The sequence below is a fragment of the Stenotrophomonas sp. MMGLT7 genome (assembly GCF_021168555.1).
Classification (GTDB): Bacteria; Pseudomonadota; Gammaproteobacteria; order Xanthomonadales; family Xanthomonadaceae; genus MMGLT7.
This window is the reverse complement of the sequence record NZ_JAJOZS010000025.1, coordinates 1-24,802: the sequence shown is the minus strand read 5'-3', so window position 1 is coordinate 24,802 and position 24,802 is coordinate 1. Positions and strand designations below refer to the sequence as shown.

The window sequence follows — 24,802 nt, the reverse complement described above, 5'->3', positions numbered from 1 at the left end:
GGCACGGTAGTAGCGACTTCAGTCGCGATGGGGCCTTACCGGTAGAGCCCCATCGCGACTGAAGTCGCTCCTACAGTCCCGCATGGTCATTCCCCTGCCTGGCACGCTGTCAGGCCGGCCGGCTCCTACAATCGACACCCCCACAACGTGAGGAGAACACCATGGACCTTGGCATCGCCGGGCGCTGGGCGCTGGTATGCGCGGCCAGCAAGGGACTGGGGCTGGGCTGCGCGCAGGCGCTGGCCAGCGAGGGCGCCAACGTGACCATCGTGGCACGCGGCGAACAGGCGCTGCAGGCCGCCGCGGCGCAGTTGCGCGCCCTGCCCGGCGCCGGGCAGGTACGCGCGGTCGCCGCCGACATCGCCACCGCCGAGGGCCGCGCCGCCGCGCTGGCGGCGTGCCCGCAGGTCGACATCCTGGTCAACAACGCCGGCGGGCCGCCGCCGGGCGATTTCCGCACCTGGCAGCGCGAGGACTGGCTGCGCGCGCTCGACGCCAACATGCTCGCGCCGATCGCGCTGATCCAGGCCAGCGTCGATGCGATGGCCGCGCGCGGCTTCGGCCGCATCGTCAACATCACCTCCAGCGCGGTGAAGGCGCCGATCGACATCCTCGGCCTGTCCAACGGCGCGCGCTCGGGCCTGACCGGCTTCGTCGCCGGGCTGGCGCGCAGCGGCATCGCCGCCCGCAACGTCACCATCAACAACCTGCTGCCCGGGCAGTTCTACACCGACCGCCTGCGCGGCAACTTCGCCGCCGTGGCCGAACGCGAGGGCAGCAGCGAGCAGGACGTGGCCGCGCGCAAGCAGGCGCAGATCCCGGCCGCCCGCTTCGGCACGCCGGCCGAGTTCGGCACCGCCTGCGCGTTCCTGTGCGGCGCGCAGGCCGGCTACATCACCGGGCAGAACCTGCTGATCGACGGCGGCGCCTATCCGGGCACGTTCTGAGCGGGGAATCGGCAATGGAGAATCGGGAATCGGAGCAGGCCTGCGCCACCGGCCCTGACGACTCCCGTTTCCCCATCCGCCTTCACGAAGTGACAATGGCAGCGCAATGAACCTCCCCTTCGATCCCACCCACATCCGCCGCGCCTTCTCGCGCGCCGCACCCGGCTACGCCGCCGCGGCGGTGCTGCAGCAGGAGGTGCGCAAGCGCCTGCTCGAATCGCTCGACTACCTCGACGACCGCGTGCCGCAGGTGCTGCTGGACGTGGGCAGCGGTCCCGGCCATGCCAGCGCGATGCTGAAGAAGCGCTGGCCGAAGGCGCAGGTGATCGCGCTGGACCTGGCGCTGCCGATGCTGCGCGAGGCCAGGAAGCAGGCCGGCTGGTGGAAGCCCTTCGCCCGCGTGTGCGCCGACGCGCGCGCACTGCCGCTGGCCGAGCACAGCGTGGACGTGATCTTCAGCAACCTGTGCCTGCAATGGGTGGAAGACCTGCCGGCGGTGCTGGCCGGCTTCCGTCGCGTGCTCAGGCCCGGCGGGCTGCTGCTGTGCTCTACCTTCGGCCCGGACACGCTGATCGAACTGCGCGAGGCCTTCGCCCAGGCCGACGACGTGCCCCACGTCAGCCGCTTCGCCCCGATCGCGCAGTTCGGCGACGCGCTGATGCTGGCCGGCTTCCGCGACCCGGTGCTGGACCGCGACCTGTTCACCCTGACCTACCCCGACCTGACCGCGCTGATGCGCGAACTGCGCGCGATCGGCGCCACCAACGCGCTGGCCAACCGACGCCACACGCTCACCGGCCGCGGCCGCTTCGCCGCCGCCAGCGCCGCCTACGAACCGCTGCGCCGCCCCGACGGCACCCTGCCCAGCAGTTGGGAAGTGATCTACGCCCAGGCCTGGGCGCCGGCACCGGGCGCACCGATCCGCGAGCAGGGCCAGGAGATCGCCTCGATGCCGGTCTCGGCGATCCCGATCCGCCGCCGCGGGGATCCGTAGGAGCGACTTCAGTCGCGATGGGCTGTACCGGTAAGGCCCCATCGCGACTGAAGTCGCTCCTACGGTCGCTCCTACGGTCGCGCCTACAGGAAACCGGCTCCCTCAGACCGCCGACACGAACAGGTCGCGGTGGAAGAAGTACACCTCCTGCAGCAGGAAGCGCCAGCTGGTGTGGAAGCTGCGGAAGCGCGTGCTCGGGGTCGACGAGGCCAGCGCGTCGATGCCCAGCTGCCGGCTCAGCCGCAGCGCGCGCGCCATGTGCAGCGGATCGCTGACGATGATGACGGTGTGCATGTCGCGCTCGCGCATCAGCGTGCGCGCCTGCTGCAGGTTCTGCCGGGTTGTGCGCGAGACCGTCTCGATCAGGATCGCCTCGGCCGGCACGCCGTGGTGCAGCGCATAGCGGCGCGCCACCTGCGATTCGGAAAAGCGCGCCCGGGTGCCGCCGAAGCCGCCGGTGAAGATCAGCACCGGCGCGTAGCCGCGCTGGTACAGGTCCAGGCCATGGCGGATGCGCTCCTCGAACACCGGCGACGGCTTGGCGTCGTAGGCCGCCGCGCCCAGCACGATGATGGCGTCGGCCGGCGCCGCCTGGTCGCGCTCGCCGATCCACACGATCCACGCCGCCACCCCGAGCAGCCACAGCACGACCAGCGCGCCGAGGCGCCAGGCCCAGCCCAGCCAGCCGCGGCGGCGTTTGCTCAATCCCGCCCCCATGGCAGAGCATCGATGTCCACGTTGCCGCCGGACAGCACGATGCCCACGCGCCGCCCGGCGAAGCGCTGCGGCTGCGCCAGCACCGCGGCCAGCGCGATCGCCGAGGACGGCTCCACGGTCTGCTTGAGCACCTGCCACAGCAGCCGCATCGCCGCCACGGTGGCGTCGTCCTCGACCACGATCGCCTGCGCACCGCCGCGGCTGAGCAGGGCGAAGTCCGGCTGCCCGAGGGTGCCGCGCAGGCCGTCGCAGATCGTGTCGGGAACGAAGTCCGGCTGCAGCGATCCCGCGGCCAGCGAACGCGCGGTGTCGGCCGCGCCGGCCGGCTCGGCCAGCACCACCTCGCATGCCGGCGCCAGCGCGCGCGCCGCCAGCAGCGTGCCGCTGGCCAGGCCGCCGCCGCCCACCGGCACCACCACCGCGTCCAGCTCGCCGCTGGCCTGCAGCAGCTCCATCGCGGCGGTGCCCTGGCCGGCGATCACCGCCGGATGGGTGTACGGATGTATCAGGGTGGCGCCGGTCTGCTGCTGTATCTGCGCGCACATCGCCTCGCGCGAGGCGATGTTGGCCTCGCAGCGCCACAGGGTGGCGCCATGGCGCGAGATGTTGGCCAGCTTGGCCGCCACCGCGCCCTCGGGCACGACGACGTGGCAGTCGATCCCGCGCGTTCGCGCAGCCAGCGCCAGCGCCGCGCCGTGGTTGCCGGAGGAATGGGTGACCACGCCGCGGGCGGCATCGTCGGCATCCAGCGACCATACCGCGTTGCAGGCGCCGCGGAACTTGAACGCACCGCTGCGCTGCAGGTGCTCGGCCTTGAAGTGCAACTGCGCGCCGCTCATCGCATCGAGCGTGCGCGAGCGCAGCACCGGGGTCACCGCGGCATGGGGCGCGATCCGCGCGGCCGCCGCCAGCACGTCCGCGTAATCGGGAAGAGAAGGCATGTCCATGCCGAAAAGGTTAGCGTATCGCCCGGCTTTTGCCTCGCACCGTTTGCCGCAAGCGCCGCACCGGAACGATTCATCTGCGCCGGCAGGGTTAAGGACGGATTCAAAGCCCGGCCACGATGCTGCAGTTCTATAGACAGAAGGGGGATTTTCATGAGGACCCGCCTGATCCTGGCCGCCGGGCTGCTGGTGCTGCTGGGTGGCTGCGCCACCTACGACTACGCCGGCGGCGGAAGCGGCGGCTACTACCGCGGCACGCCGGGCGTACAGTACCGCTACGACGACCGCTACGGCCCCTACTACAACGGCGCCTACGGCTATCCGTATGGCTACGGCTACGGCCTGGGCTATCCGTACTACTACGGCGGCCGCTACTACTCGCGCCCGCCGGTGCGCCCGCTGCCGCCGTCGCGCCCGCCGCACAGCGGCCGCCCGCCCGATCACCGGCCTCCCCAGAACAGGCCTCCCCAGAACCGCCCGCCGCAGAACCGTCCGCCCGGCAACCGGCCGCCGCCGCAGAACAACGGCGGCAACAGGTCGCCATGGCGCAACATGGACGGCCTGCGCCGGCCGGGCAACAGCAGCGACGCGCGGCCGGCGCCACGGCAGCAGGCGCCGAGGTCCAGGCCCGCGTCCAGCCCGCAGCCGCGGCCGCGCCCGGCGGCGCGTCCCGGCCGCAATGCGACGGTGTCCACACAAGAGAGATGACGGGGCTTGCTTTTGGCCGAGCTCTGCCCTCAATCTACGCCGACGCAAGTGACCCACCACGTCGTTTTGTGACGGGCAGGGCCTGCGCAGCCTCTTATGTCGATGTCCGGCAGGGAAATCTGGATCCCCCCTGTTCCGGCCCTGGCGGACATCGGCGCCTATGCAAGCAAAGAGCCCCGCAGTCGCGGGGCTCTTTGCTTGCGAGGATCGCGGCGGCAGGAAACAGCGGGCAAACACCCACAAAAAAAGGGCCGACAGCTCCCCTGACTGTCGGCCCCCGGCTTCCCCATCGTGCGCTTGGCCGGCCCCTGTTCCAATTCCGGCCCTGCGCCACTGGCGCGGTGCCACGCGTGGGTGCAGGACGGGTATCCGCATATTGCATGCCAACTTGAGCGCGGCAGCCACGAAACGTGATTGTCGCCACTAAAATGCCCGCCACGGGCCGAACCTCGCGAACCTCCCCCCATGAACCAGTCCTTCCATCGCTACGACGTCATCGTGATCGGCGGCGGCCACGCCGGCACCGAGGCCGCCCTCGCGTCCGCGCGCGCCGGTGCACGCACGCTGCTGCTGACCCACAACATCGAGACGGTCGGTGCGATGAGCTGCAACCCGGCCATCGGCGGCATCGGCAAGGGCCACCTGGTCAGGGAGATCGACGCCCTCGGCGGGGCGATGGCGCACGCCGCCGACCTGGCCGGCATCCAGTGGCGCACGCTCAACGCCAGCAAGGGACCGGCGGTGCGCGCCACCCGCTGCCAGGCCGACCGCGGCCTGTACCGCAGCGCGATCCGCCGCATCGTCGAGCACCAGCCCAACCTGACCGTGTTCCAGGCGGCCGTGGACGACCTGGTGATCGAGGGCGAGGCGGTGCGCGGCGCCATCACCCAGACCGGGCTGCGCTTCGACGCCGGGGCGGTGGTGCTGACCGCCGGCACCTTCCTGGCCGGCAAGATCCACATCGGCCCCACCCAGTACGCCGCCGGGCGCATGGGCGACCCGCCGGCGACCACGCTGGCCGCGCGCCTGCGCGAGCGCCCGTTCGCCATCGACCGCCTCAAGACCGGCACGCCGCCGCGCATCGACGGCCGCACCCTGGACTACGCGGCGATGCAGGAGCAGCCCGGCGACGACCCGCTGCCGGTGATGTCCTTCCTCGGCCACGTGCGCGAGCATCCGCGCCAGGTCAGCTGCTGGATCACCCACACCACCCAGCGCACCCACGACATCATCCGCGCCGCGCTGGACCGCTCGCCGCTGTACACCGGCCAGATCGAGGGCATCGGCCCGCGCTACTGCCCGTCGATCGAGGACAAGGTGGTGCGCTTCGCCGAGAAGGCCAGCCACCAGATCTTCGTCGAGCCGGAAGGGCTGGACGTGGCCGAGATCTACCCCAACGGCATCTCCACCTCGCTGCCGTTCGACGTGCAGCTGGAACTGGTGCGCAGCATCGCCGGCTTCGAGCACGCCCACATCACCCGTCCCGGCTACGCCATCGAGTACGACTTCTTCGACCCGCGCGGACTCAAGGCCACGCTGGAGACCAAGCTGGTGGCCGGGCTGTTCTTCGCCGGCCAGATCAACGGCACCACCGGCTACGAGGAGGCCGCCGCGCAGGGCCTGCTGGCCGGCCTCAACGCCGCGCGCTTCGTGCGCGGCCTCGATGGCTGGTCGCCGCGCCGCGACCAGGCCTACCTGGGCGTGCTGGTGGACGACCTGATCACCCACGGCACCAGCGAGCCGTACCGCATGTTCACCAGCCGCGCCGAATACCGGCTGCAGCTGCGCGAGGACAACGCCGACGCGCGCCTGACCGCCATCGGCCGCGAGCTGGGCGTGGTGGACGATGCGCGCTGGGCACGCTTCGCCGCCAAGCAGGAGGCGGTGGAACGCGAGCGCGAGCGCCTGCGCGGCCTGTGGGCGACGCCGGGCAACGCCACCGGCCGCGAGCTGGAAGCCACGCTGGGCGTGGCGGTCAGCCGCGAGACCAACGCACTGGACCTGATCAAGCGCCCGGAGCTGGACTACGCGCGGCTGATGCGGGTGCCGGCCTTGGGCCCCGGCGTGGACGATGCGCAGGTGGCCGAGCAGGTCGAGATCGGCATCAAGTACGCCGGCTACCTGGACCGCCAGCGCGAGGAGATCGAGCGCCAGCAGCGCCACGAGGGCACGCCGATCCCTGCAGACTTCGACTACGCGTCGGTGCGCGGGCTGTCGGCCGAGGTGCAGCAGAAGCTCGAGCGCGTGCGCCCGCAGACCGTGGGCCAGGCCCAGCGCATCCCCGGCATGACCCCGGCGGCGATCTCGCTGCTGCTGGTGCACCTGGAGCGCGCGCGGCGCAGCCGGGTGGCGTAGGCGCCTGGCCCAGCCGGGCAAGCGTGGCCCAGGAAGCACGGCGCGCCGGGGCAGCGGCATGGCGTGCGAGCGCCCCCTGGGAAGGCCTTCGGCCTGTCCCGGGCTGTACGTTGAATCGTGCTCGGCGCAGCCAAGGAGAGGGATACTTCGACTCTTTACCCCCGCCTGGGCTTTCGACCTGTCCGCTCCGCGATGGCTACCGACGATCAGGCAACCAAGAGCAAAAGCACCCCTCCCCGGCCCTCCCCTGCGCTGCGCGCAAGGGAGGGGGATGATGGAGGCCGCATTCTGCATTGCGGTTCCATCAATCGTTCTCTTCGGCCGCCTCGCGGCCCTGCTGGCGGATGATCGCCTCCTGCCGCGCGTCCTCGATCGAGGCCTGCACCGCGCGCACGTCGGCACGGCGGGTGTCGAACACGAAACGGCCGGTCAACACCGTATCGCCGTGCAGCTCGCCCTTCTCGTACAGCGCCCACATCTCCTCGCCGTGGTGCAGCGAGGCCAGCGCCGGGGCGGAACCGGCCAGGTAGTCGCGGATCTTGTGCACGTCGTGCAGCAGCATGGCGCGCGCGGAATTGTTGCCGGCGGCGCTGACCACCTGCGGGAAATCGATGATCACCGGCCCGTCCGGCGCCACCAGCACGTTGTATTCGGACAGGTCGCCGTGCACCAGCCCGAGGCTGAGCATGCGCACCACGTCGGCGACCAGCATGGCGTAGAACGCCTCGGCCTGCGCCGGCTCCAACTCGACCTCGCCGAGCCGCGGCGCGCTGTGGCCGTCGGCGTCGGTCACCAGTTCCATCAGCAGCACGCCGTGGAAATAGCCGTGCGGCTGCGGCACGCGCACGCCGGCATCGGCCAACTGGTACAGCGTGGTGGCCTCGATGTCCTTCCACGCCTCCTCCTGCTCGCGGCGGCCGAACTTGCTGGCCTTGCCCATCGCCCGCGCCTGCCGGCTGCCGCGCACCTTGCGTCCCTCCTGGTACTGCACGCGCGTCTGGAAGCTGCGCTGGGCCATGTCCTTGTAGACCTTGGCACACAGCACCTGGTCGCCGGCGCGCACCACGTAGACGGAGGCCTCCTTGCCGCTCTTGAGCGGCCGCAGCACCTCGTCTATCAGGCCATCGTCGATCAGCGGCTGCAGGCCCTGGGGGGTTTTCATGGAAGACGGCAACGACCGGTGGCGAGCGGGAGCCGGATTATGACCCAACGCAGCCGAAACCCTCCGTCAACGGCGGCGTGCGGGCGCTGGAACAGAGCGTAGAGTGCCGGGGGCAGGCCGCACCGGCGGCGCTGCCGCGACGTTCCCGTCGAACCGCCAAACATGAGGGTGTCATGAGCAAGGGTATGGACCAGAAGAAAGGCGAGAAGAAGCAGCCGACCAGGACGCTGAAGGAAAAGCGCGCGGCCAAGCAGGAAAAGAAGAAGCAGTGACCCGGCCGGGGCCGGCGCGGCGCTCGCAACGCCCCGCCCGGCCCCTGCATCGGCATGCACCGTCCTGCGCCGGCGACGCTGCAGGACGGTCGCCCGGCCATCGCCGGGCACGCGCCCGGCGGTCCACGGCGGTAGGCACCCGTCCGGCCGTCTACCGATCGGCTCACTTTCCCGCCTGCAAGCGACCGAACGGCCATGCATCCCGGCCCGGCGCCCGGCGGCGGCGCCTGCCTCGCGGGCCGAGGAATGCGGCGGCATGAGGCCGCCGGAACCGCTGTCCGTCCATTCCATTCGCGCTCGCGGCCCCATCCCGGGCGGCGCCGCACATTTCGCCAAGATCGCCATCGACCACGGATGGGATAATTGCGACGATCGGTCGCATGCACCCCCGAAACACTGCGCAGGACGGCGGCCGTGCGAAAGGCGCCTTCACCTCGCCTCCTCCCGTCCGGGTGCAGATTCGCACACGACGACGGACGCAGCCGGGGTAGTACACGCGCCGTCCATTTCAGTCTCATGGAGTTTCGTATGGACACACAATCCAAGCCGTCCGCGCTATGCCGCGGCCTGGTATCGCTGCTGGGCATCGTGGTGGCGCTGTTCGGCCTGACGCTGATCGCCGGCGGCATCCAGCTGGTCACGCTGGGCGGGAGCTGGTACTTCCTGCTGATGGGCCTGGCATCGCTGGTCGCCGGCGCCCTGCTGACGACGCACAAGCCGCTGGGCGCGATCGTCTATGGCGTGGCCTTCATCGCCAGCGTGATCTGGGCGCTGGCCGATGCCGGCCTGGCCTTCTGGCCGCAGGTCTCGCGGCTGGTGATGCCGGCGGTGCTGGCGATGCTGGTCGCCTTCGCCTGGCCGGTACTTCGCCGCAGTACCGGCCAGCGCGCCGGCAAGGGTGGCTACGCCGTCGGCGGCGTGCTGTTCGTGGCGCTGCTGGCCACGCTGGTGCAGGCGTTCGTGCTGCGGCCGATCATCGACGAAGGGCAGCAGAAGCCGCTGCAGCCGGTGGCCAAGGGCGCCGAGCAGAAGAACTGGGAGGCCTGGGCCAATACCAAGCAGGGCACCCGCTTCGCCGCGCTGGACCAGATCAACCGCGACAACATCAAGGACCTGCAGGTCGCCTGGACCGCGCACACCGGCGACGTGCCGCAGAGCACCGGTTCCGGCGCCGAGGACCAGAACACCCCGCTGCAGATCGGCGACACGCTGTACGTGTGCACCGCCTACAGCAAGGTACTGGCGTTCGACGTGGACAGCGGCGAACAGCGCTGGAAGTACGACGCCCACGCCAAGGCGCCGAGCTGGCAGCGCTGCCGCGGCCTGGGCTACTACGAGGACGGCGCCGACACCGGCGCGGCGGCCGCCGCCGCGTCCACGCCGGCGGCACCTGCGCCTGATGCCGTCGCCACGGCGGGCACGGCGGCGGCGGCCTGCCGGCGCCGACTGTTCATGCCGACGATCGACGCCCGCCTGATCGCGCTCGACGCCGACGACGGCCGCCCCTGCGCCGACTTCGGCAACGACGGCACCATCGACCTGTCCACCGGCATGGGCGACATGGGCGAGGACTGGTACCAGCAGACCTCCGCGCCGCTGGTCGCCGGCAACGTGGTGATCGTCGGCGGCCGCGTGGCCGACAACTGGTCCACCGACGAGCCCTCCGGCGTGGTGCGCGCCTTCGACGTGCACAGCGGCGAGCTGGTATGGGCCTGGGATTCGGGCAATCCGGCCATCACCAAGCTGCCGCCGGAAGGCCAGACCTACACCCGTGGCTCGCCCAACGTATGGGCGGCGATGTCCTACGACCCGCAACTGGGCCTGGTGTACCTGCCCACCGGCAATGCCACCCCCGATTTCTACGGCGCCCACCGCAGCCCCGAGGAGGACAAGTACGGTTCCTCGATCGTCGCCGTCGACGCGCGTACCGGCGCGGTGCGCTGGCACTTCCAGACCACCCACCACGACCTGTGGGACTTCGACCTGCCGGCGCAGCCACTGCTGTACGACGTGCCCGACGGCAAGGGCGGCACGCTGCCGGCGCTGGTGCAGGTCAGCAAGCAGGGCATGATCTTCATGCTCGACCGCCGCAACGGCACGCCGCTGGCCGAGGTGCAGGAGAAGCCGGTGCCGCAGGGCGACCTGCCGGGCGAGCGCTACTCGCCGACGCAGCCGTACTCGGTGGGCATGCCCTCGTTCGGCAACGACACCCTGGCCGAATCGGACATGTGGGGCGCGACCCTGCTCGACCAGATGCTGTGCCGCATCCAGTTCAAGGGCATGCGCCACCAGGGCGTCTACACCCCGCCGGGGCTGGACCCGTCGCTGCAGATGCCCGGCTCGCTGGGCGGCATGAACTGGGGCAGCGTCTCGGTCGATCCGACCACGCACTACATGTTCGTCAACGACATGCGCCTGGGTCTGTTCAACTACCAGATCCCGCGCGACAAGATGCCGAGCAACGCCAGCGGCATCGAGATGGGCGCGGTGCCGATGACGGGCACCCCGTACGGCGCCATGCGCCAGCGCTTCCTGTCCAAGCTCGGCATCCCCTGCCAGAAGCCGCCGTTCGGCACCCTCTCGGCGGTGGACCTGACCACGCGCAAGATCGTCTGGCAGGTGCCGGTGGGCACGGTGAAGGACACCGGCCCCATGGGCATCAAGATGGGCCTGCCGATCCCGGTCGGCATGCCGACGCTGGGGCCGTCGCTGGCCACCCAGGGCGGGCTGGTGTTCTTCGCCGGCACCCAGGACTACTACCTGCGCGCCTGGGACAGCCACACCGGCAAGGAGATCTGGAAGGCGCGGCTGCCGGTCGGCAGCCAGGGCGGGCCGATGACCTACGTCTCGCCGAAGACCGGCAGGCAGTACATCGTGATCACCGCCGGCGGCGCGCGGCAGTCGCCCGACCGCGGCGACTACGTCATCGCCTACGCGCTGCCGGACAAGCGCTAGGGCGTTTACAGGTCGCGCGTCCACGCGATCGTCGCTCCCGCTCAAAGCCTGCCCCCGGCGGAGGCGGGGCGGGAGTATGGCGACTTCGCCGCGGTGGACGAAAAGCACGGGGGGTTCCCGCCTGCACCCGTCTCTATCAGCACAGTTGAATTCCCCAGCTCCCCTTCTCCCGCTTGCGGGGGAAGGTGCCCGAAGGGCGGATGGGGGCTGCCTGCGGCATGGGAAGACCCAAACAAAAGCTCCCTCATCCGGCGCTGCGCGCCACCTTCCCCCCCAAGCGGGGGAAGGGAACCTGGTCGTCGCTGCCTTGTGGAAAAGACAGACCTGCGCGGGAACGACGGCACGGTAAGCGCGTGCGGCAAGAACGCTGCCGGTATCCGCCTGCCCAACCGCGCAGGGCCACCAAGGCCGGACCTGTCCCGGCCTTCGCCTTCCGACACCGGCGCTGCCGGCGCAGTAGCCGGAACGCCGCGGCTGCGACAACAAGCAGCCGCCTCCCTTCACGGCCGCTCAGCGCGATGCGGAACAGTTCCTCAGTCCGGCCTGCAGCATCCGCTGCTGCATGAAATCGACGAACACCCGCAGCTTGGGCGCCATGTGCCGGCCGGAGGGCCACAGCAGGTGGTAGCTGTTGCAGAAGTCCATGCAGCCGTCGAGCACGCTGCGCAGGCGTCCGGCGGCCAGCGCCGCGACGGCCGAGAAGTCCGGCACGCAGGTGATGCCCTGCCCGCGTTCGGCGAAGCACAGCCGGCTCTCGATGTTGTTGCACACCATCGACACCGGCAGCGTGCAGGCCTGGCCTTCGGGCCAGCGCAGTGGCCACGGCTCAAGCCGGCCGCTGGTGGGAAAGCGGTAGTGCAGGCAGCGGTGGCCCGCCAGGTCCGCCGGCTGCCGCGGCACGCCGGCCTGGGCCAGGTAGTCCGGCGAGGCCACCAGCTGCAGGCGGAAATCGCCCAGGTGCCGCGCCACCAACCGCGAATCGCGCGGCGGCCCCAGCCGCACCACCGCGTCGAAACCCTCCTCGACCACGTCGACCATGCGGTCGCTGAAGTCCAGGTCGAGCTGGATCTGCGGATAGGCCGCGGCGAAATCCGCCAGCACCGGCAGCACCAGCGAGCTGATCAGCGGCAGGCTGACCCGCAGCCGCCCGCGCGGCGCGCCGGCACTGCTGCACAGCTCGGCCTCCACCTCCTCGATCTGGCCGAGGATGCGGCGGCTGCGTTCGAGCAGCAGCTGGCCCTCGGCGGTCAGCGCCAGGCTGCGGGTGCTGCGGTGGAACAGCCGCACACCCAGCCGCTCCTCCAGCCGCGACACGCGCTTGCCGACCGCCGAGGCGGAGATGCCCAGCAACCGCCCCGCAGCGGCGAAGCTGCCGGTCTCGGCCACCTGCACGAACACGTTGAAACCGGCCAGGCTGTCCATGGTCCTCCCTTGTCGATTGCCGTTGCCAACCGCGATGCAGGAGCGCCCTGTAGATCAGTCTGTAGGAGCGACTTCAGTCGCGATGGGGCTCTGCCGGGAAAGCCCCATCGCGACTGAAGTCGCTCCTACAGTCGCTCCTACCGGAAGGCCCCGTCATGGCCTCAGCTTAGCCCGTGATTGCGGACATTGGCGTCCTGGCAGCCGCAACCGATGCCCATCTTTTTCCGCGATGGCGCAATGCCTAGCTTGGAGATCTCCCGTTCCACCGAGATCCCCCCATGTCCGATGTTCCTGCCGCCACCGACGGTTCCCGCCGCCGCTTCCTGCGCGATGCCACGCTCGCCGGCGCCGCGCTGGCCCTGCCGCACGCTGGCGCCGCCACTGCCACCGCGCCGATCGATGCCGCGATCGACCGCGCCCTGGCCGAACGCCGCCTCGTCGGCACCGTGGTCCTGGTCGCCCGCGACGGCCGCACCGTCCATCGCCGCGCCGCCGGCCTGGCCGACCGCGAGGCCGGCACGCCGATGCGCGAGGACACCCCGTTCCGGCTGGCCTCGGTCAGCAAGCCGGTGGTGACCACCGCGGCAATGGCGCTGGTCGCGCAGGGCCGGCTCGAACTGGACGCCCCGGTGACGCGCTGGCTGCCCGGCTTCCGCCCGGCGCTGGCCGACGGCAGCCGCCCGCCGATCAGCCTGCGTCAGCTGCTGACCCATACCTCCGGACTCGGCTACCGCTTCCTCGAAGCCGATGCGGCCGGCCCCTATGCCCGCGCCGGCGTCTCCGACGGCCTGGACCTGCCGGGCTTCGACCTGGACGAGAACCTGCGCCGGCTGGCTTCGGTACCGCTGCTGTTCGCGCCCGGCAGCGCGTGGCACTACTCGCTGGGCGTGGACGTGGTCGGCGCGGCGATCGAGCGCGCCGCCGATGCACCGCTGGCGGATGCAGTGCAGCGCCTGGTCGGCGCGCCGCTGGGCTGGCGCGACACCGCGTTCCACGCCCTCGACCCGGCGCGGCTGGCCGCGGTGTACGTCAACGACACCCCGGCGCCGCACCGCATGCAGGGACCGGAGACCGTGGCCTTCATGCCCGGCAGCGCCGGCGTCGCCTTCGACCCGGCACGCGCGCTCGACCGCAGCGCCTACCCTTCCGGCGGTGCCGGCATGGTCGGCACCGCGGACGAACTGCTGCGGCTGCTGGAAGCACTGCGCCAGGGCGGCAGCGACGTGCTGCCCGCGGCCAGCGTGGCCGAGATGGCACGCAACCAGACCGGCACGATGGGGCCGCCCGACGCCCCCGGCAGCGGCTTCGGCCTGGGCTTCTCGGTGCTGCGCGACCCGGCCGCGGCAGCCTCGCCGGAGGCGCCCGGCAGCTGGCGCTGGGGCGGCGCCTACGGCCATGCCTGGTTCGTCGATCCGGTGCGCCGGATCAGCGTGGTGGCGCTGACCAACACCCTGTTCGAAGGCATGTCCGGTGCCTTCGTCGGCGAACTGCGCGATGCCGTGTACGCGCAGCTGGCCGCGACCGCCGAGCGCGCATGAGCAGCCAGGACGGCTGCATGGCGGTCATCCCGGCGGCCTCCACGCGCCTGCCGGTCACGCGCCTGCTGGTACTGGCCAGCGGCGCCTTCGTCACCATCCTCACCGAGGCCCTGCCCGCCGGCCTGCTGGCCGACATCGGCACGGGGCTGCAGGTATCGGAGGCGCTGGCCGGGCAACTGGTCAGCGTCTACGCGCTCGGTTCGCTGCTGACCGCGATCCCGCTGGCGCGCGCCACCGCGCACTGGCCGCGCCGGCGCGTGCTGCTGCTGGCGCTGGCCGGCTTCACCGTGGTCAATGCGATCACCGCGGTGGCCACCAGCTACGCGCTGGCGCTGGTGGTGCGCTTCCTGGCCGGGGTCAGCGCCGGCCTGCTATGGGCGCTGCTGGCCGGCTACGCCAGCCGCATGGCACCGCCGGCGCTGCAGGGCCGGGCGATCGCGCTGGCCACGGTCGGCACGCCGCTGGCGCTGGCGCTGGGCATCCCGGCCGGCACCGTGCTCGGCCAGGCCGTAGGCTGGCGCTGGACCTTCGGCCTGATGTCGCTGCTCAGCGCCGCGGTGCTGCTGTGGGGACGGCTGGCGCTGCCGCCGATGCCGGGCCTGCCCGGCGCGCGCGACTTCGGCATCGGCCAGGTGTTCCGGCTGCCCGGGGTGCGCCCGGTGCTGGCGGCGATGTTCGCCTTCGTGCTGGCCCACAACCTGCTCTACACCTATATCGTGCCGTTCCTGGACGATGGCCTGGGCGTGCCGGTGGACAGTGCGCTGCTGGCCTTCGGCCTGGCCTCGCTGGCCGGGATCGGCGCGGCCGGCGCCGGCGTGGACCGGCACCTGCGCGCCCTGGTGCTGGGCGGTACCGTGGCCTTCGCCGCGGCTGCGCTGGCACTGGCCTGGAACGGCCGCCCGGTCGCCGTGACCTATGCGGCCTGCATCGTCTGGGGCATCGCCTTCGGCGGCGCCGCAACGCTGTACCAGACCGCGCTGCTGCGCGCGGCCGGCGAGGCCGGCGACATCGCCCAGTCGATGACCGTGACCAGCTGGAACCTGGCCATCGCCGGCGGCGGCGGCCTAGGCGGCATGGCGCTGGCGGCGTGGGGCGCCGCATCGCTGCCGTGGACGCTGCTGCTCCTGCTGCTGGCCTCGCTGGCGATCGCGGCGGGCGCCAGGCGGCACGGGTTTCCCGGGTAGCCGGCGGCTACCCGACCGGCCTGGCCATGACCCGCTTCGAACACGCAACTCCGTAGCCCGGGCAAGCGCATCGGAACGAACAACCATCCGTCGAAGCGGCGAGGGCCATGTACGGGAAACTTGAACTTGTCGTCCGCGCGTATGCCTTTGTCTTGATTACATGTCGAGACTCCTTTCCCTTCTCCCGCTTGCGGGGGAAGGTGCCCGAAGGGCGGATGGGGGCTGTTTGGAGCATGGGAAAGCCACGGCAAAAGCCCCCCATCCGGCGCTGCGCGCCACCTTCCCCCGCAAGCGGGAGAAGGGGAAGGCCTATTTCTGATTTTGTGACCAAATACATATATAGAAAGAGGCGTGCGCGGGGATGACGGGCAAGACAGATGCCGGCACCCTTCCTGTCCCGCAGGACACCCCCCCGTCCCGCCCCATAAACTGTCGCTCCCGATCCCGCCGGCAACCACCATGACCCTGCGCCCCTACCTCGACAAGTCCCCCCGGCTCGGCGAGCGCGTCTACATCGATCCGGCCTGCACCGTGATCGGCGACGTGGAACTGGGCGACGACGCGTCGATCTGGCCGGGCACGGTGATCCGCGGCGACGTCAACTTCGTGCGCATCGGCGCGCGCAGCAACATCCAGGACGGCACCGTCATCCACGTCAGCCACCACAGCCCGTTCAACACCGCCGGCCACCCGACGCTGATCGGCGAGGACGTCACCGTCGGCCACGGCGCCATCGTCCACGCCTGCACCATCGAGGACGCCTGCCTGATCGGCATGGGCGCCTGCGTCCTCGACGGCGCCACCGTGAAGCGGCACGGCTTCGTCGGCGCCGGCGCGGTAGTCGGCCCGGGCAAGGTGGTCGGCGAAGGCGAACTGTGGCTGGGCAATCCGGCGCGCCTGGCACGCAGGCTCAGCGACAAGGAGATCGAGAGCCTGCACTACTCGGCACAGCACTACGTGCGGCTCAAGGATCGCTACCTCGACCCCGCGGGCTGATCGGCACGAGCAAACCGGATCGGCCTGGCGTAGGAGCGCAGGAGCGGCGTAAGCCGCGAGGGCTCTGCCGGGAAGGCCCTCGCGGCTTACTCCGCTCCTACGGAAGATCGTCGATGAGTTCCGGAACCCGTGCCGGCCAGGCGGAACGACCGTTATCCGGCATCGGCGGGCGGCTTGCCGAACAGGCGCTCGGCGATCTCGTGACCGCGCTCGAGCCCCTGCGGCGTGAGCCAGACCGACTTGGCCTTGCCAACGGGGTCGGAAATGAACCCCTGCGCATGCAGCCGATCCATGATCTCGAAGTCGAACCCCTTCCAGGCCCAGCCCTCATCGAAACTGAAAGTGGCCAGAAGCGCCAGAACCGCCTCCTCGATCCTGGATTCGTCGTAGCTCATTGCGTACCTCCATACTCTCGCGCCATTGCTGTTTCGGCCAACGCCGAGGATCGGCCATCCCGCCAAGCGGCATCAGACCGAATCGTCAGGCCGCGGCGGATCGCTGCAACGCATGCAGCACGCCCATGGCCTGTCGCGCCTGCTGCACGGGAACGAACAGGTGGTCATGGTGTACGCCGGCCACCACGTTGCAGCCGATGGCCGCCTGCGCGAGCGCGCCTGAGAATGCCGCGGTCAGCCCGGCCGCCGCAAGGTCCGAGTCGACGGTCAGGCTGATCTAGGCCGCGGTGAAAGCGATAGGCAGCCCCAGCGCGATCGCGTCCTGCTCGGCGAGGATTGTGGAAAGCCCTTCGGGCTCGCGGATCGAGACGACCACCCTGGCCGGGTCGATCGCCAAGCCCGCCGGCAGCGTCACGAACGCATAGCGGCCCGGGTCGAGGACAGGTTCCATGTGGGCCAGCAGCGTGGACAGATCGCCGATCGCGTGCATCGTGTCTCCGGTTGTCTGGGTTTGAACGGTACCGCCAGGCGGCCTCACCCCGGATCGCTCGTCCGCCATCACCTACTTCTGCCTGAGAGCCGCCACCGAGAATCCGGAAGCGAAGAATGCCGGACCGGCCCCCGCGTTTGGGCCGGCGATCACCCGCGGGCGTGTCCGAACGCCATCGACGTAGCGGTGTCCGGTCATGCGCAACATGCACTCCGACCCCGGATTCCCGCATCCGCCGCTACGCTGGATCCGGCCAGGCCGGGCAAGCCGGCAGCCCGTCCAGCCGTGCCTGCAAGCGCACCAGCGCACGCTGCAGCAGCACGCGATGCCGGGCCAGCTTCATCCAGGTCGGCATGCGCGAGAACAGCGACCGGTTGACGGACGGCCCGCGCTCGCGCAGGGTCGCCGCGGCGAAGTCCGCCAGGCTCCGCAGATGCTCCCGGTTGTAGGCCCACACCGTGCCTGCGCGGGTATCGACCTGCAGCGCCAATGCCAGGCCGAAGTGCGGATCGACCGCCGCGCCATCGCGCACGATATGCACCTCCACCGGCACCGGACCGCGCCAGCCGCAGCGCTGGCAGCATCCCTCCAACTCCACCGGCGGTACGGCCGGGGCGCTTTCGAAACGCTTGCCGGCACCTACCCATTTGTATCCGCAATGACCGCAGGCCCGATGGCCGCGATACTCGCGCGCCCCCGCCCATTGCCCCTGCTCCAGCCGATGCCCGCAGCTTCCGCAGCGGAAACGCGCCTGCCATTGATACGGCTGCCAATGCGCGGCCACCCAGCCCGGCGCGGCGCAGCGCGGGCAAATCACCGCCACTTGTTCGGCATACGCCGCCAGCGGGCGGCCATCGTCGCGATGCCGCAGCTGGCCGTTCTGCATGTGCCGCCGCTCAGGCATAGAACACCGTGGATGCCCCCTCCTCCACGATCGCATGCGGCACGAAGCGCGCGCTGTCGCGGGTGATGGGGCTGTCGTCCTCGCGGATGCCGATGCCGCAGGCGCGATCGCCGACGATCCAGCTGCCCACCAGCGGATGGTTGCCGTCGAAGGCGGGCAGCGGATGCAGCTTCTGGCGGATGCAAGGGCCGTGGTACGGGCCTTCGCTCTCCAGCCAGCTTCCGTCGGGCAGGTGCATGGCGACGTTGGCGCCCTCGCGCGAATGCAGCGGCTTGCGCACCCAGCCGCCGGGCAGCTCGCCGCCATCGTCGAACTCGGCCGGCAGCAGGTTGGGATGGCCGGGATAGCGCTGCCACAGCAGCGGCAGGATGCCCTTGTTGGACAGCAGCGCCTTCCACGGCGGCTCCAGCAGGCGCAGGCCCGAACCTGGCAAGGCCTTGCCGAACTCCTCGGCGAACAGGTCCTCCAGCGGATACAGCTTGAACAGCGAGCCGATCACGACGTCGTCCAGGTCGGTATAGCGGCCATCGGCGGACAGGCCGATGTCCTCGATGGCGATGGCCTGGCCATGCAGGCCGGCCTGGGCGGCGCAGTCGCGCAGGTACTCGACGGTGCCCTGGTCCTCCTCGGACTCGCGCACGGCACTGAAATACAGCGGCGGCGGCAACTGCGCGGCAAGCTCGCCGAATCGCTCCACCAGCGCCTCGTGGATGGAGTTGAACTGGTCGGCATCGGCAGGCAGGCGCTGCTGCGCGCGCTGGTCCTCCAGCCACTGCCACTGGAAGAACGCAGCCTCGAACAGCGAGGTCGGGGTGTCGTAGTTCAGCTCGTACAGCTTGGCCGGGCCGCGGCCGTCGTAGGCAAAATCCAGGCGCCCGTACAGGTGCGGGTCGCGCTGGCGCCAGCTGTCGGCGATCCAGTCGCGGAACGGTTCCGGGATCGCCAGCCGCGCCATCATGTCCTCGCTGGCGACGACGTCGTCCAGCAGCGCCAGCGCCATCTGGTGCAGCTCGGCGCTGGGGTCCTCGATGTCGTGCTCGATCTGGCGCAGGGTGAAGGCGTAGTACGCGCGCTCGTCCCAGTAGCGGGCGCCGCCGATGGTGTGGAAGCGGAACCCGCACTCGGCCGCCTGCGCGCGCCAGTCGCCGCGCTCGATGATCGGCACGCGCTTCATGTTGTTTCCTTCATCGGGATCGTCCTGTCCTCGTCTTCTTCTAGCCCGCGGGAACGGCGCTACGGCCGATGGGCAATCGGCCAGCGCCCGGAAACCTGTCCACGATCCCAGGATCGATGCAGCCAACACATCACTGTAGGAGCGACTTCAGTCGCGATGGGGCTTTCCCGGTAATGCCCCATCGCGACTGAAGTCGCTCCTACGGAAAACGGGAGATCGTGAACAGGCTCCGAGAAAAAACGCTGGCCGACGGTGGCGCCCTCAGCCGCCGACGCTGCGCCCGCTGCCGGAACTGCCGAAGCCGCCGCGGCTGACGGTGGCCGCACGGGTGACGGCGCGGTCGGGGGTGCTGCCGATGTGGGTCATGGTGCGCGCACTGGCGACGCCGCCGGCGGCACCGGGAGTCGGGCGTGCCCAGTTGTTGTTCTTGTCGCGGAACGCCGGCGCGGAGTTGAAGCCGGCGGCGGCGCGGTTGCCGTTGAGCATCTGCGACAGGAAGAAGCCGGTCATCAGCGGACCGATGAACGAATGCCCGCGGCTGTCGGTCTGCTTCGCGCACTGCTGCGCGCCGTAGTCCTGCTCGCACTGCTCCTGGCTGGCATAGCGCGGCCCCTGCTCGGCGGCCTGCTGCTGCGCCTGCTGGGCGGCCTTCTGGCAGGTGGTGATGTCGTGGGTCTGCGCGGCACAGCTCTCCACCGAGGTGTACACGCCCTCGCGCGCCTCGGGCTCGCGCTGGCAGGCCGAGAACAGGAGCGGCGCGGCGCCCATCAGCAACAAGGTGGTGGTACGGGATCGTTTCATGGCATCCGCTGCAATGGTTGGGTCCGGCGCACATGATAACGGCTGCGGGTTCACCGCCCCTTGCGACACCCGCGACAGGACCGGCGCGAAGCGCAGAGGACGCCGACGCACCACGCAGGAACGGGACAAGCCGCTGCCATCCTTCCCAAGGCGAATGGATGTGCAACACCGAACTCTGGGCCCTCCTTGCGAAGAAGGAGAGCTGGGGAGGGAGCCGTCGCCTCGGCGTTCAACCGGTCTATCCGGCAGACACAGCCGCCCCCCAGTCATGGCAACACCCTCCCCGGCTGCTCACCAGGAAGCGCCACTTCGACGCCGGTTGAAGCAGCAGCCCGGCTCCTGCCCCCTCCCTTGCGAAGCAGGGGAAGGCTGGGGAGGGGTGCCGTTCCCCCGACATTCCATCCGACCTACCCGGCAGGCACAGCCAATACCCCCGGGGCAATGCCTCTCCCCGACTGTGCAACAGGAAGCGCCCCTTCGACGCCGGTTGCAGCAGCAGCGACCCGGCTCCTGCCCCCTCCCTTGCGAAGCAGGGGAGGGCTGGGGAGGGGTGCCCTTCCCTCGGCATTCCATCCGGCCTGCCCGGCAGGCACGGCCAACACCCCACGCCCCTCCCCCGGCTACATACCAGGAGCGCAACTTCGGCGACGGTTGCAGCAGCAACCGAGAAAAAGGCCGAGAATCGGCTCTCGTTCGCCGTACCGTGCCAGCCCCAAGCCCGCAAAGATCCGCAACGCCATGCCCGACTATCGCTCCAGGACCTCCACCCACGGCCGCAACATGGCCGGCGCGCGCGCGCTGTGGCGCGCCACCGGGATGAAGGACGGCGACTTCCACAAGCCCATCGTCGCCATCGCCAACTCGTTCACCCAGTTCGTGCCCGGCCACGTGCACCTGAAGGACATCGGCCAGCTGGTGGCGCGCGAGGTCGAGCGCGTCGGCGGCGTGGCCAAGGAGTTCAACACCATCGCCGTCGACGACGGCATCGCCATGGGCCACGACGGCATGCTGTACTCGCTGCCCAGCCGCGAGATCATCGCCGACTCGGTGGAGTACATGGCCAACGCGCACTGCGCCGACGCGCTAGTGTGCATCTCCAACTGCGACAAGATCACCCCCGGCATGCTGATGGCCGCGCTGCGGCTCAACATCCCCACCGTGTTCGTCTCCGGCGGGCCGATGGAGGCCGGCAAGACCCGGCTCTCCGAGCACGGCCTGGACCTGGTCGATGCGATGGTGGTGGCCGCCGACGACAGCGCCAGCGACGAGAAGGTCGCCGCCTACGAGCGCAGCGCCTGCCCCACCTGCGGCTCCTGCTCGGGCATGTTCACCGCCAACTCGATGAACTGCCTGACCGAGGCGCTGGGCCTGGCGCTGCCCGGCAACGGCTCGACCCTGGCCACCCACAGCGATCGCGAGCAGCTGTTCCTGCGCGCGGGCCGGCTGGCGGTGGAACTGTGCCACCGCTGGTACGGCGCCGAGGACGCGAGCGCGCTGCCACGCGGCATCGCCACGTTCGAGGCGTTCGAGAACGCGATGACCCTGGACATCGCCATGGGCGGCTCCACCAACACCATCCTGCACCTGCTGGCCGCCGCGCAGGAGGCCGAGGTGGCGTTCGACCTGCGCGACATCGACCGCCTCTCCAGGCGCGTGCCGCAACTGTGCAAGGTCGCGCCCAACATCCAGAAGTACCACATGGAGGACGTGCACCGCGCCGGCGGCATCATGGCCATCCTCGGCGAACTGGCGCGCGGCGGTTTGCTGCACACTGGCCAGCCCACCGTGCACAGCGCCAGCCTGGGCGAGGCCATCGCGCACTGGGACATCGCCGTCAACGACGACGCGGCGGTGCGCGAGTTCTACCGCGCCGGCCCGGCCGGCATCCCCACCCAGGTCGCCTTCAGCCAGTCCACGCGCTGGCCCAGCCTGGACGAGGACCGCAGCGACGGCTGCATCCGCGACGTCGCCCACGCCTACTCGGCCGAGGGCGGGCTGGCGGTGCTGTACGGCAACATCGCCCGCGACGGCTGCGTGGTGAAGACCGCCGGCGTGGACGAATCGATCCTGGTGTTCGAAGGCCGCGCCAAGGTGTTCGAGAGCCAGGACAGCGCGGTCAAGGGCATCCTCGGCGACGAAGTGGAGGCCGGCGACATCGTCATCATCCGCTACGAAGGCCCCAAGGGCGGCCCCGGCATGCAGGAGATGCTGTACCCGACCTCGTACCTGAAGTCCAAGGGGCTGGGCAAGAAATGCGCCCTGCTGACCGACGGCCGCTTCTCCGGCGGCACCTCCGGCCTGTCGATCGGCCACGCCTCGCCCGAGGCCGCGGCCAGCGGCGCCATCGGCCTGGTGCGCGATGGCGACCGCATCCTGATCGACATCCCCAACCGCAGCATCGACCTGCTCGTTTCCGACGAGGAACTCGCCGCGCGCCGCGCCGAGCAGGACGCCCAGGGCTGGAAGCCGGCGCAGCCGCGCGCGCGCAAGGTCAGCACCGCGCTGAAGGCGTACGCCCTGCTGGCGACCAGCGCCGACAAGGGCGCGGTGCGCGACAAGGCGCTGCTGGACGGCTGAGTCGTCCTCGCCGACGCTGCGCGACGGAGCCTGTTCCCGATCGGAACTGCTCCCGCCGATCAATCACCGTCGCGCAGCAATTGGCATGCAGCACATCCACCTGTAGGAGCGACTTCAGTCGCGATGGGGCTTTACCGGGTGAAAGCCCCATCGCGACTGAAGTCGCTCCTACACGTCATGGTGAACAGGCTCTCAGGTCCCAGATGCCCTGCGGCGGTCCAGCGGACTGCGCACCGCCGACGCGCCGCGGCCGAGCACATGGGTGTAGATCTGGGTTGTCGCCACGTCCTTGTGGCCGAGCAGTTCCTGCACCGTGCGGATGTGGTGGCCGGCCTCCAGCAGGTGCGTGGCGAACGAATGCCGCAACGTATGGCAGCTGGCCGGCTTGTCCAGCCCGGCCTGCCGGCAGGCCGCCTTGACCGCGCGCTGCAGGCCCTTCTCGTCCACGTGATGACGGCGCATCGCGCCACCTCGCGGATCGACGCTGCGGCGCGGTGCCGGGAACAGGTATTGCCAGCCGATCTCACGCGCCGCAGCCGGGTGCTTGCGCGCCAGCGCGTGCGGCAGCCACACCTCGCCATACCCCGCCTCGAAATCGCGCGCATGGATGCGCCGGGCCTCATCCACCTGTGCCACCAATGGCGCGCGCAGCGATTGCGGCAGGATCGTGCGCCGGTCCTTGCCGCCCTTGCCCTCGCGCACCACGATCTCGTTGCGAGTTAAATCCACGTCCTTGACCCGCAGGCGCACGCATTCCATCAGGCGCATGCCTGTGCCATACAACAGTGCTGCCATCAGCCAATAGCGGCCCTCCATCCGCGCCAGCAGTACGGCCACCTCCTCCTCGCTCAACACGCACGGCAGCCGGCGTGGACGCTTGGCGCGCTGGATGTCGTCCATCCACGGCAGCTCCCGCCCCAGCACCTCCCGGTACAGGAACAACAGCGCAGCCAATGCCTGGTTCTGCGTGGACGGCGACACCTCGTCATGCGCCGCCAGCCTGGTCAGGAACGCTTCCACCTCCGGCGCCCCCATCGTGTCCGGATGGCGCTTGCCGTTGGCCAGGATGAAACGGCGGATCCAGCCGACATAGGCCTCCTCGGTCCGCTTGGCCCTGCCCAGCCGCCGCAGCCGCTCGCGCACGCGGTCCAGCAGGCGCGGCGCCGGCCCATCGGCGGCCGGCACCGGCGCCCGAGACTGCAGAGGCCGCCGAGACTGGACACGCGTTGAGGCAAGTTGCTCCGAATGATAGGGTGGCATCTTCGACAGGCTCGCATGGGGAATGCGGCATGTTTACGCACCGGGATTACACGCCACTATCGGGGAAAAGCGTTGCCGGATGTGGGGTCGGCCCTGGGAGCTGTGTAGGAATTGCCGAACTAGATGCCGGGATTACCGGTCGTTTTGTCTTCGAATAGTAGTTAGGCGGTAGTGCCGTAGGTGCGGCGCGGCTTCCTTCTTCGGCAAGCACCTTGGCGCTTCGGCGGTCAGCTCCGGGTCGCCGTCCTCACGTTCACCGCCATCGGACCGGTCGCCGCTTCGCCCTTTCGCTTCACCCCCACGCTGCGCTCATTGCCTTCGGCTTCGGTCGGCATCTGGCTGCAAGTGCCTCGGGCAAGCACCAGTGCCGCCATCTGTGGCATGCTCGGCTGGCGGCGGCAGTGCTGGGGAGCACGGTCCATGGTTCACCATCTCCAGGCACCACCGCCTAACAATTCATTCAAGCCGAACCCGCTTCGCGGGTCGGCTTAATTCAAGCGTTAGGCCGCAGGAGTAGACACCGCGATGACCGTACAAGCGCAGTTGACCCAAGATCAAGCGTACCTGGCTATGTATGCCTTCTTGGACAAGCAGTTCTCGCTAGGTTGCGAAGAGCTTGGTGGGATTCTCGGGTCAATGGCTCTACTTGCGGATGGGTCACCTGCAGACCACGCGATTTTTCAAGAATGGCAAGAGGCTGTTGCTGCAGCGTTGTTGGACAATGTAGATGCACACCTGAGGTTGGTTAGTGGAGACTAGCCAGCGGTCTAACAATCCATTCAAGCCGACGCCACGTAGTGGCGCGGCTTAATTCAGGCGTTAGGTGCCAGGGATGCGTTATCGGCGGCTTATCAATCTCTTGGCCATCATTGCCGGCGGTGGCGTCGCAGTGATGGGCGTACTGCTACTGGCAATTGCTGCGTCTGGCAATGTCAGCCAGGGACAGACAGGATTAGCACTCAGTGGCATAGGGTTCGTGCTTGCCGCAGCCCCAGCTCTCGCTGTTC

Annotated in this window: 20 protein-coding genes; 9 read left to right on the top strand and 11 right to left on the bottom strand. The window is 70.0% G+C overall.

Going from position 1 to position 24,802, the window contains the following annotated elements; all coding sequences use genetic code 11:
- The first annotated feature begins 161 nt into the window (after positions 1-161).
- Both LRX76_RS18240 and bioC read left to right on the top strand, forming a co-directional pair.
- On the top strand, positions 162-947 hold the full coding sequence (locus LRX76_RS18240; RefSeq protein WP_231807055.1) for an SDR family oxidoreductase: 786 nt from the start codon (positions 162-164) through the stop codon (positions 945-947).
- Between the two features lie 106 nt (positions 948-1,053).
- A complete protein-coding gene (gene bioC, locus LRX76_RS18235) occupies positions 1,054-1,941 on the top strand; it encodes a malonyl-ACP O-methyltransferase BioC (RefSeq protein ID WP_231807054.1) in 888 nt (295 codons plus the stop codon).
- 102 nt (positions 1,942-2,043) lie between these two features.
- Here bioC and LRX76_RS18230 read toward each other — a convergent pair whose 3' ends face one another.
- Positions 2,044-2,658, bottom strand: a complete 615-nt coding sequence (locus LRX76_RS18230) for a YdcF family protein (protein ID WP_231807053.1) — start codon at positions 2,656-2,658, stop codon at positions 2,044-2,046.
- Positions 2,643-3,599 carry a pyridoxal-phosphate dependent enzyme gene (locus tag LRX76_RS18225; RefSeq protein WP_231807052.1) on the bottom strand — a complete coding sequence of 319 codons (957 nt, stop codon included), beginning with the start codon at positions 3,597-3,599 and terminating at the stop codon, positions 2,643-2,645. The genes LRX76_RS18230 and LRX76_RS18225 overlap by 16 nt, the downstream gene beginning before the upstream one ends.
- Positions 3,600-3,755: 156 nt before the next feature.
- On the opposite strand from LRX76_RS18225, the gene LRX76_RS18220 reads away from it, so the two are divergent.
- Both LRX76_RS18220 and mnmG read left to right on the top strand, forming a co-directional pair.
- Positions 3,756-4,310, top strand: a complete 555-nt coding sequence (locus tag LRX76_RS18220) for a hypothetical protein (RefSeq protein ID WP_231807051.1) — start codon at positions 3,756-3,758, stop codon at positions 4,308-4,310.
- A 465-nt stretch (positions 4,311-4,775) separates the two neighbouring features.
- Positions 4,776-6,665: a tRNA uridine-5-carboxymethylaminomethyl(34) synthesis enzyme MnmG gene (gene mnmG, locus LRX76_RS18215; protein WP_231807050.1), complete on the top strand. Its 1,890-nt coding sequence runs from the start codon at positions 4,776-4,778 to the stop codon at positions 6,663-6,665.
- Positions 6,666-6,969: 304 nt separating this feature from the next.
- Here the strand turns inward: mnmG and LRX76_RS18210 are convergent, their stop codons facing one another.
- A complete protein-coding gene (locus LRX76_RS18210; protein ID WP_231807049.1) occupies positions 6,970-7,827 on the bottom strand; it encodes a PA4780 family RIO1-like protein kinase in 858 nt (285 codons plus the stop codon).
- Between the two features lie 800 nt (positions 7,828-8,627).
- Here LRX76_RS18210 and LRX76_RS18205 point away from each other — a divergent pair.
- A complete protein-coding gene (locus tag LRX76_RS18205) occupies positions 8,628-11,054 on the top strand; it encodes a membrane-bound PQQ-dependent dehydrogenase, glucose/quinate/shikimate family (RefSeq protein WP_231807048.1) in 2,427 nt (808 codons plus the stop codon).
- Positions 11,055-11,564: 510 nt separating this feature from the next.
- On the opposite strand, the gene LRX76_RS18200 is transcribed toward LRX76_RS18205, so the two are convergent.
- Positions 11,565-12,476, bottom strand: a complete 912-nt coding sequence (locus LRX76_RS18200) for a LysR family transcriptional regulator (protein ID WP_231807047.1) — start codon at positions 12,474-12,476, stop codon at positions 11,565-11,567.
- Positions 12,477-12,754: 278 nt separating this feature from the next.
- On the opposite strand from LRX76_RS18200, the gene LRX76_RS18195 reads away from it, so the two are divergent.
- From LRX76_RS18195 to LRX76_RS18185, 3 genes are all read left to right on the top strand, one after another.
- Positions 12,755-14,014: a serine hydrolase domain-containing protein gene (locus LRX76_RS18195; protein ID WP_231807046.1), complete on the top strand. Its 1,260-nt coding sequence runs from the start codon at positions 12,755-12,757 to the stop codon at positions 14,012-14,014.
- Positions 14,011-15,198: an MFS transporter gene (locus LRX76_RS18190; protein WP_231807045.1), complete on the top strand. Its 1,188-nt coding sequence runs from the start codon at positions 14,011-14,013 to the stop codon at positions 15,196-15,198. The genes LRX76_RS18195 and LRX76_RS18190 overlap by 4 nt, the downstream gene beginning before the upstream one ends.
- 459 nt (positions 15,199-15,657) lie before the next feature.
- Entirely contained in the window at positions 15,658-16,194 is a 537-nt protein-coding gene (locus LRX76_RS18185) for a gamma carbonic anhydrase family protein (protein WP_231807044.1), read from the top strand.
- A gap of 152 nt (positions 16,195-16,346) precedes the next feature.
- On the opposite strand, the gene LRX76_RS18180 is transcribed toward LRX76_RS18185, so the two are convergent.
- From LRX76_RS18180 to LRX76_RS18155, 6 genes are all read right to left on the bottom strand, one after another.
- A complete protein-coding gene (locus LRX76_RS18180) occupies positions 16,347-16,589 on the bottom strand; it encodes a DUF6429 family protein (RefSeq protein WP_231807043.1) in 243 nt (80 codons plus the stop codon).
- An 85-nt stretch (positions 16,590-16,674) separates the two neighbouring features.
- Positions 16,675-16,827 carry an ACT domain-containing protein gene (locus LRX76_RS18175; protein WP_231807056.1) on the bottom strand — a complete coding sequence of 51 codons (153 nt, stop codon included), beginning with the start codon at positions 16,825-16,827 and terminating at the stop codon, positions 16,675-16,677.
- Positions 16,828-16,866: 39 nt separating this feature from the next.
- Positions 16,867-17,079, bottom strand: a complete 213-nt coding sequence (locus LRX76_RS18170; RefSeq protein WP_231807042.1) for an ACT domain-containing protein — start codon at positions 17,077-17,079, stop codon at positions 16,867-16,869.
- A 238-nt stretch (positions 17,080-17,317) separates the two neighbouring features.
- Positions 17,318-17,965 (bottom strand): hypothetical protein, encoded by a 648-nt coding sequence (locus LRX76_RS18165; protein ID WP_231807041.1) that lies wholly within the window; start codon positions 17,963-17,965, stop codon positions 17,318-17,320.
- Between the two features lie 10 nt (positions 17,966-17,975).
- Positions 17,976-19,157 carry a glutathionylspermidine synthase family protein gene (locus LRX76_RS18160; RefSeq protein ID WP_231807040.1) on the bottom strand — a complete coding sequence of 394 codons (1,182 nt, stop codon included), beginning with the start codon at positions 19,155-19,157 and terminating at the stop codon, positions 17,976-17,978.
- Between the two features lie 261 nt (positions 19,158-19,418).
- Positions 19,419-19,958 carry a DUF1190 domain-containing protein gene (locus tag LRX76_RS18155; protein WP_231807039.1) on the bottom strand — a complete coding sequence of 180 codons (540 nt, stop codon included), beginning with the start codon at positions 19,956-19,958 and terminating at the stop codon, positions 19,419-19,421.
- Positions 19,959-20,696: 738 nt separating this feature from the next.
- Here LRX76_RS18155 and ilvD point away from each other — a divergent pair.
- Entirely contained in the window at positions 20,697-22,535 is a 1,839-nt protein-coding gene (ilvD, locus tag LRX76_RS18150) for a dihydroxy-acid dehydratase (RefSeq protein ID WP_231807038.1), read from the top strand.
- A 192-nt stretch (positions 22,536-22,727) separates the two neighbouring features.
- On the opposite strand, the gene LRX76_RS18145 is transcribed toward ilvD, so the two are convergent.
- Complete coding sequence (locus LRX76_RS18145; protein WP_231807037.1) at positions 22,728-23,720, bottom strand: integron integrase; 993 nt, start codon at positions 23,718-23,720, stop codon at positions 22,728-22,730.
- Between the last annotated feature and the right edge of the window lie 1,082 nt (positions 23,721-24,802).